The 6,122-nt window shown below is 68.8% G+C and carries 10 protein-coding genes and 1 pseudogene; all 11 read left to right on the top strand.

Annotated elements, in window-relative coordinates:
- Window positions 1-459, top strand: a pseudogene (locus HMPREF0321_RS16300) (hypothetical protein); the annotation flags it as partial.
- 73 nt (window positions 460-532) lie between these two features.
- A complete protein-coding gene (locus tag HMPREF0321_RS01345; RefSeq protein ID WP_006943582.1) occupies window positions 533-1,801 on the top strand; it encodes a site-specific integrase in 1,269 nt (422 codons plus the stop codon).
- A complete protein-coding gene (locus HMPREF0321_RS01340) occupies window positions 1,798-2,574 on the top strand; it encodes a hypothetical protein (RefSeq protein ID WP_139023520.1) in 777 nt (258 codons plus the stop codon). The genes HMPREF0321_RS01345 and HMPREF0321_RS01340 overlap by 4 nt, the downstream gene beginning before the upstream one ends.
- 111 nt (window positions 2,575-2,685) lie before the next feature.
- A complete protein-coding gene (locus HMPREF0321_RS01335) occupies window positions 2,686-2,898 on the top strand; it encodes an AlpA family transcriptional regulator (protein WP_006943579.1) in 213 nt (70 codons plus the stop codon).
- Complete coding sequence (locus HMPREF0321_RS01330; protein ID WP_006943583.1) at window positions 2,895-3,224, top strand: hypothetical protein; 330 nt, start codon at window positions 2,895-2,897, stop codon at window positions 3,222-3,224. The genes HMPREF0321_RS01335 and HMPREF0321_RS01330 overlap by 4 nt, the downstream gene beginning before the upstream one ends.
- Window positions 3,224-3,541, top strand: a complete 318-nt coding sequence (locus HMPREF0321_RS01325; RefSeq protein WP_006943580.1) for a hypothetical protein — start codon at window positions 3,224-3,226, stop codon at window positions 3,539-3,541. Before HMPREF0321_RS01330 ends, HMPREF0321_RS01325 begins: the two co-directional genes overlap by 1 nt.
- Entirely contained in the window at window positions 3,534-3,707 is a 174-nt protein-coding gene (locus tag HMPREF0321_RS16295; RefSeq protein WP_006943572.1) for a hypothetical protein, read from the top strand. Before HMPREF0321_RS01325 ends, HMPREF0321_RS16295 begins: the two co-directional genes overlap by 8 nt.
- On the top strand, window positions 3,704-3,916 hold the full coding sequence (locus tag HMPREF0321_RS01320) for a hypothetical protein (RefSeq protein ID WP_139023519.1): 213 nt from the start codon (window positions 3,704-3,706) through the stop codon (window positions 3,914-3,916). The genes HMPREF0321_RS16295 and HMPREF0321_RS01320 overlap by 4 nt, the downstream gene beginning before the upstream one ends.
- Window positions 3,913-5,064, top strand: a complete 1,152-nt coding sequence (locus HMPREF0321_RS01315; protein WP_006943577.1) for a DUF3631 domain-containing protein — start codon at window positions 3,913-3,915, stop codon at window positions 5,062-5,064. Before HMPREF0321_RS01320 ends, HMPREF0321_RS01315 begins: the two co-directional genes overlap by 4 nt.
- Before the next feature lie 184 nt (window positions 5,065-5,248).
- Entirely contained in the window at window positions 5,249-5,527 is a 279-nt protein-coding gene (locus HMPREF0321_RS01310) for a hypothetical protein (protein ID WP_006943573.1), read from the top strand.
- A 277-nt stretch (window positions 5,528-5,804) separates the two neighbouring features.
- On the top strand, window positions 5,805-6,044 hold the full coding sequence (locus tag HMPREF0321_RS01300) for a hypothetical protein (RefSeq protein WP_006943576.1): 240 nt from the start codon (window positions 5,805-5,807) through the stop codon (window positions 6,042-6,044).
- Window positions 6,045-6,122: the final 78 nt, after the last annotated feature.

The following is a 6,122-nucleotide window of genomic DNA, read 5'->3' as shown; positions in this document are numbered from 1 at the left end:
GCGGCCGCGACCGTCGCGCTGCTCGACGCGGGGGCCGACGACGTCATCTCGTGCGCGATCACGCCGGCGGAGCTCGAAGCGCGGGTCAGCGCCGCGGTGCGCCGGGTCAACCGGGCGCAGGGCGGACCGCGGCTGGTGGCGAACGCCGCCGAGGGGAGCCCACCCCACGTGGACGCGGCGCGGCGCGAGCTTGTCGGCGCCGGCGGGCGGGCGGTGATGACCGCGAAGGAAGCCATCGTCATGGGGGTGCTCGTCGGGCGGGATGACGTCGTCAGTCGCGCAGAGTTCGAGGCTGCACTGTGGACGGGCCAGTGGCGTGGCACACCCAAGGCGGTCGACATTCATAAGCGCGTCATTCCGGGGCTCGCGCGTTGCCGCCGAAATCCCCGATTCTCTCGCTTGATTCCGCAGCGTAGCCTACGTGTGACCGGGACACAAGAACCCTTGTGCGTACACTGAGGTTGCACGGTTCCGGCGCGTCACCTGGCACGCGGAACCGGTAGACCTTGCACACGAGAGACGGGGGCGCGACGTGCCGAACAAGGGGGGCACCCGACGCGGGTTCGGTGCCGTGCGAAAACTCCCATCCGGGCGCTTCCAGGCGTCCTACATCGGCCGCGACCTACAGCGACACAACGCGCCCACGACATTCGAGACGAAGGGCGACGCCGAGGGTTGGCTCGCGGGGGAGCGGCGCCTACGTGATCGCGACGACTGGACGCCGCCGAGCGTGCGCGCGAACCGACCGCGCAAGGGCGACCCCACCCTCGCCGAGTGGTGGCCCGAGTTCATCGAACGCCGCCGCGTCGACGGCGAACCCCTGCGGCCAACTACTCGCGCTTGGTATGACCAGCTCTACCGCCACTACCTCAAGCCGACGCTCGGTGACGTGCCGCTCAAGGGCATCACCGCCGCGCGCGTCAAAGCGTGGTGGGACGACTTCCCGACCGACCGAGGCTCGAGCGTGCGCCCCAACGCCTACATGGCGCTACGCGCCGCCATGTCGCAAGCCCTCGAGGAAGGGCTCATCATCACCAACCCCTGCACGATCAAGGTGCAGCGGAAGAAGAAGCGCGAGCTTGAGGTCGCCACGCGGGAGCAGGTGGCGACGATCCACTCGCATATGCCAGAGGCGTTCGCGCCCATCGTCACTATCGCCGCGTGGTGCGGCCTGCGGTTCGGCGAGATCATCGAGCTACGCCGGGGCGATATCGACCTCGCCCGCCGCACGATCCGCGTCGAGCGCGCCGTCTCTCGCGTGCACGGCAAGTTCATCGTCGGCCCGCCCAAGTCGGACGCCGGCATCCGAACCGTGAGCATGCCGACCGCCGTCGCCGACGAGCTCGAGCAGCACCTCGAACGGCACGTGCGCCCCGAGCCTGACGCGCTCGTGTTCGAGTACTGCGGCCACCACCTGCAGCAGCCCCAGTTCTCTATCTGGTGGCGTTACGCGCGGGGCATGGCGGGGCGTCCCGACCTGCGACTGCACGATCTGCGGCACACGTCGGCGGTCTGGTACGCCCAGCAGGGCGCGACGCTCGCCGACCTCATGGCCCGGCTGGGGCACTCGTCGCCGACGATGGCTCTCCACTACCAACACGCGGCCGCCGAGCGTGACCGTGACCTCACCGACCGCATGGCCGCACCACCCGTTCAGGAACCGTCACCCGAGGCCGTAACGCCTGCGGACACGTCTGAGCCTGACCGTGGGGGCGAACTACTGGCCGCCCTCACCGCACTGCAGAAACTCACTCCCGAGCAGCGCGCCGCGCTGCAAACTCTGCTCAAGGAGACCCCGTGACCCGAAGCCCCGGCAGCCTCGCCGCCTACTTGCTCGCCGACGTTGGAGGGGAGAGTGAGGGGCCGTCGTTTGAATGCCCCACCTGCCCCGGTTCAGTCGTCCTACGGTTGTTTGGTACCGCGCGCGGCACGTACCTCGTAGGAATGGGCACCAGCCTCACGCCTGCGGCGCCCCAGCCTTGCAGCCCGATGGCCTACGCACTCGACAGCCTGGAGCAGGGGCAGGTCTGGACGACGTGTGGCGGCTGTGGCCGGACGATTTGGGCATGGACGACCCCCGACCATCAGATCGGCGTCACGAGTTCCACGACGACGGGATTGGACGGCCGTCTCGAGGTGCCTAAGGTCATGGCATTCGAGGATGGTGGTTTCACGTTCACGATGGCCGCCCGCCCTGAGACTGTCGCGAGCCTGCTCGTCGTCTGTCCCAATCACCCGGAGGAGCACCTCGCCATGTGGGAGCGTGACGCCGAGGGGGACACGTCCTGGACGCATGCGGACGGTGTGCGGGTGGAGAACATCGCCCCGCCGGTGGAGGGCCAAGCGTCCGGCCTGTTCACCCCGCCTGACGCCGCACCCGCTGCGGACGACCCTGCGCACACGCGATACGTCTTCAGGTGCAACAAGCGGAGCTGCAACTACAACGGGCAGGTTGTGAGCGGCAAGCTTGCCCCCAAGGTGGAGGCGGCCCTCGACGGGATGGTGGCGGCCGGGCTTCCCCTCTTGCGTGTCACCAGCCCTGAGGCGCCGGGAGCCCTCAAGCCCGCCCGCTGAATATCCCCCGCGGTGCCGCAGGTTGACGCCGTGGCACCGCGTGGTGTTCAATGTCCTCGTATGCACCTCTGATCGGAGGGCGCGATCTGCGCTCCCATCGGAGGTTTTTTCATGCTGGATACTCGCCCAGCCAAGCGCATGCAGCTTGCCAGCCTGGCGGACGCGGCCGAGCAGCTCGGCTGTTCCCCCAGGACGATCCGCCGCTACATCGCGGCCGGCACCCTCACCGGCTACCGCGTCGGCCCGCGAAACCTGCGCGTCGACCTGGCCGAAGTTGAAGCCCTCGCCCGCCCCATCCCCGCCGCGAGCGGTGATGCCGCATGAGGCACACACCCGCACCCCAGCCCCACGGCGCGCACCACGAAGCGCCGAGCGTCGAGACGCTGATCCGTCACGCGCATGACGCCCTCGCTGCTGCTCACGTCCCGGTGAGCCCCGCGAAGGTCTCCCGGCTGTGCCGGCTGTACGTGCGCACCGTGGCGCCGCATGGTGTCGCGTTCACGTCATGGTTCGTCTCTCAGGTCGCCGCGCACGGCCCCGCCCGCGAGACGCTGACCGCCGACCTCTACAGGCGCATCGCCTACCGGGACGAGACGGGCGAGACGGCCGCGCGCAACGTCGACAAGGCGCGTCAGGCGGTGAACGCGTGATGACCTCGCAGACACACGAACGCCGCCCCGTCACGGCTGACGAAGCGGCGCCGATGCTCCCCGCCACAGGGAATGATTACGCCGCCAGTCTACCCGCTCCCAGCGGCCCGCTGCTGGCCGTCGTCGTCACTCGCCGGCTCGTCAACGGTGGCATTCGTCGCACCGTCGTGCGATCCCTCGCCACGGCCGAGCGGCAGGTCGAACGCGCCCTCGCGGCAGGCTGCGCGGCCTCTCTCGACCTCGTGCGCCTCGAGCCCGTCGACGTCGTAACGCCGGCCGAGCTCGCCGAGCTCGAGGGGGTGGCGGGCTGTGAGTGAACGTCGCACGCACCGCCGCCTCAACCGAGCGTTCGAGGGCGCCGCCGGATACGACCCCTACCAGCGCCCCCACGACGCGCCGACGCTGCACCCGGTCTCATACCTGCTCGCGCCGTACGACCCGCCGAGCACCACTCACGTCCCCGCAGGAAGGAAGGCGGCATGAAACGCCGACCCGTGTACATCTACTGCCCGCCCGAGGGACGAAACGTCCTCGTTCGAGGTCACCAGCGCCGCGACCTCGACGGTATCCGGGGCATGTGGTCGCGCGCCGACCGTGGCCTGTGGGTGCACCGCGACCGTCTCGGCGACGTGCTCGCCGCGCTGACCATCGCCGGCCGTGTTCACGAGGTGATCGAAGGTGAGCCGCGATGAACGAAACCGACGTGTACGACGGCCCCGACGTGGCGCCGTGGGACGAACCTAATGACACGGCCGCGCTGCTCGACGACGTTCTCGCGACGCTCAAGAAGTACGTGATCTTCCCGAGCGAGCACGCCGCCGTCGCAACAACGCTATGGGTGGCGGTGACACACACGCTCGCCGCGTTCCAGTCGGCGCCGCGTCTGGCGATCAACTCGCCCGAGAAACGATGCGGCAAGACGAGGTTGCTCGACGTGGTGAGCGCGTTGTCGTGGAAGCCGTTGGCGACAGTGAACGCGACGACCGCAGCGATCTTTCGCAGCATCGGCGACGAGCGGCCCCCGACCTTGATTCTCGATGAAGCGGACACGATTTGGGGTTCGAAGCGTCAGGCCGAGGCGAATGAGGACTTGCGCGCGCTGATCAACGCGGGGTTCCAGCGTGGTCGGCCCGCGCTGCGCTGCGTCGGCCCGAACCAGACACCGACGGAGTTTCAGACGTTCTGCGCGGTCGCCCTGGCCGGCATCGGTGACTGTCTGCCTGACACGGTGACGGATCGCTCGGTGTCGTTCACGCTGCGTCGGCGCATGGTCGACGAGAAGGTCTCGACGTTCCGTGACCGCCGCGACGGGCCGATCCTCGCCGAGCTCAACCGGCGGTTGGTGCAGTGGTCGCAGACTGCGGTGGCGCTGCTCGCCGACGCCGAACCGGACATGCCTGTCGAGGATCGCGCGGCCGATACGTGGGAGCCCGTCATCGCCGTGGCCGACCTCGCCGGCGCCGAGTGGGCGCACCGAGCACGTACCGCGTGCCTCGTGCTCACGTCGGCCGCGAGTGAGGACGACGAAGAGGGCAACCTCGCGACGCTGCTGCTGTCCGACATCCGTGACATCTTCGCTCGCACCGGGACGACGTTCATGCCGGCGCAAGCCCTCATCACGAACCTGTCGGCCATCGAGGAGTCGCCGTGGGGGGAGTGGGAGCTCACGCCCCGCAAGCTCGCCCAGCGTCTCAAGCACTTTGGGATCAAACCGAACCGCAACACGACCGGAACGGCCCGCGGCTATCGGATCGAAGACCTCGATGACGCGTTCGCGCGCTACCTGCGTCCGAATGCGTCAAACCGTCAGATTCCCCGGAATGACGCGGTTTTTATCTGACGCATCGTGAGCGTCTGACACAACGAAGCGTCAAGCGTCCTGAAAGCGTCAGACAAAAACCCCGGAATCACGCGGTTTTTGACGCTTTGACGCTTACTGACGCACCCCCCGCACGAAACCACACTTGACGGCCCCCACCTCACCCCGAGGTGCGGGGCCGTCGTCATCCCCGAAAGGAGCCGACATGGCTCACCGCATCGCACCGATCATCCGCACCGAGACGACGACCGCCGCGGACGGCACTCACGTCGTCCGTCTCGTCGTCGCCTGCCCGCACTGCCACGCCGAGCACTGGCACGGTGGCGGCTCGAACATCCTCACCGCGCGCGACTACCTAGGGCACCGCGCTGCGCACTGCGCGCACAAGGCAAGGACGAATAACGGGTACATCGTCGCCGACCCGAACGGTCTGCTACCGGGCAGCACGCCGGCCCCGACGCGAACCGCACGGAATCGAACATGAGCGCACAGAATCAAACACTCGAGGCGCTCACCCTCGAGCTCACGCACCGTGCCGAGCGTGGCGAGCCTGAACCGCCCTGCGCGGGTGATCCGAGGTTCACGAGCGAGAGCGCAGACGAGCGGCGCGAGGTCGTCGCCCTGTGCTCGCCGTGCCCCACCCATGCCGCGTGCGCGGCCGCGTCCCGGCGGATGACATGGGGAGTGTGGGCGGGCGTCGACAAGAGCACCCCATCCGTGACGAAGGGCGTGACGGCTCGACGAACAGATGGTGCCGCCGCATGATGCGCGCCGCCTCGCTGTTGCTGCTCGAGCTCACGACGACGAGCGTGCGCGCCGTCGTCACCTACCCGAACGGCCACGACGTGCACGTGACGTTCACCGAATCTTGCGGGCCGAGCACTTGGTCGTGTTCGACGTGCGGACCGTCCTACGGCCCCACCTGCCCGCACACGAGCGCCACCGAATACGCGGTGCGCGCTCACGATCTGCTCAACCCCGATGGAAGGAACACCCCATGACCCCCGACGAGCTCAAGAACATCGCCGCCGCCGCCGGCCTGCCCGAGGCCCTGGCCGACCGCCTGCGCGGCGCCACCC

It is taken from the genome of Dermacoccus sp. Ellin185 (assembly GCF_000152185.1).
In the GTDB taxonomy this organism is placed as follows: domain Bacteria; phylum Actinomycetota; class Actinomycetes; order Actinomycetales; family Dermatophilaceae; genus Dermacoccus; species Dermacoccus nishinomiyaensis.
Note: the sequence above shows the minus strand (reverse complement) of the source record. Positions and strands in the feature narration are given on the sequence as shown.

Bases quoted from the DNA above. Each gene is read 5' to 3' on its own strand.
- HMPREF0321_RS01310 (WP_006943573.1), top strand. From the start codon at position 5,249: ATGGCTCACCGCATCGCACCGATCATCCGCACCGAGACGACGACCGCC.
- HMPREF0321_RS01335 (WP_006943579.1), top strand. From the start codon at position 2,686: ATGCTGGATACTCGCCCAGCCAAGCGCATGCAGCTTGCCAGCCTGGCG.
- HMPREF0321_RS01320 (WP_139023519.1), top strand. From the start codon at position 3,704: ATGAAACGCCGACCCGTGTACATCTACTGCCCGCCCGAGGGACGAAAC.
- HMPREF0321_RS01325 (WP_006943580.1), top strand. From the start codon at position 3,224: ATGACCTCGCAGACACACGAACGCCGCCCCGTCACGGCTGACGAAGCG.
- HMPREF0321_RS01330 (WP_006943583.1), top strand. From the start codon at position 2,895: ATGAGGCACACACCCGCACCCCAGCCCCACGGCGCGCACCACGAAGCG.
- HMPREF0321_RS01300 (WP_006943576.1), top strand. From the start codon at position 5,805: ATGATGCGCGCCGCCTCGCTGTTGCTGCTCGAGCTCACGACGACGAGC.
- HMPREF0321_RS01315 (WP_006943577.1), top strand. From the start codon at position 3,913: ATGAACGAAACCGACGTGTACGACGGCCCCGACGTGGCGCCGTGGGAC.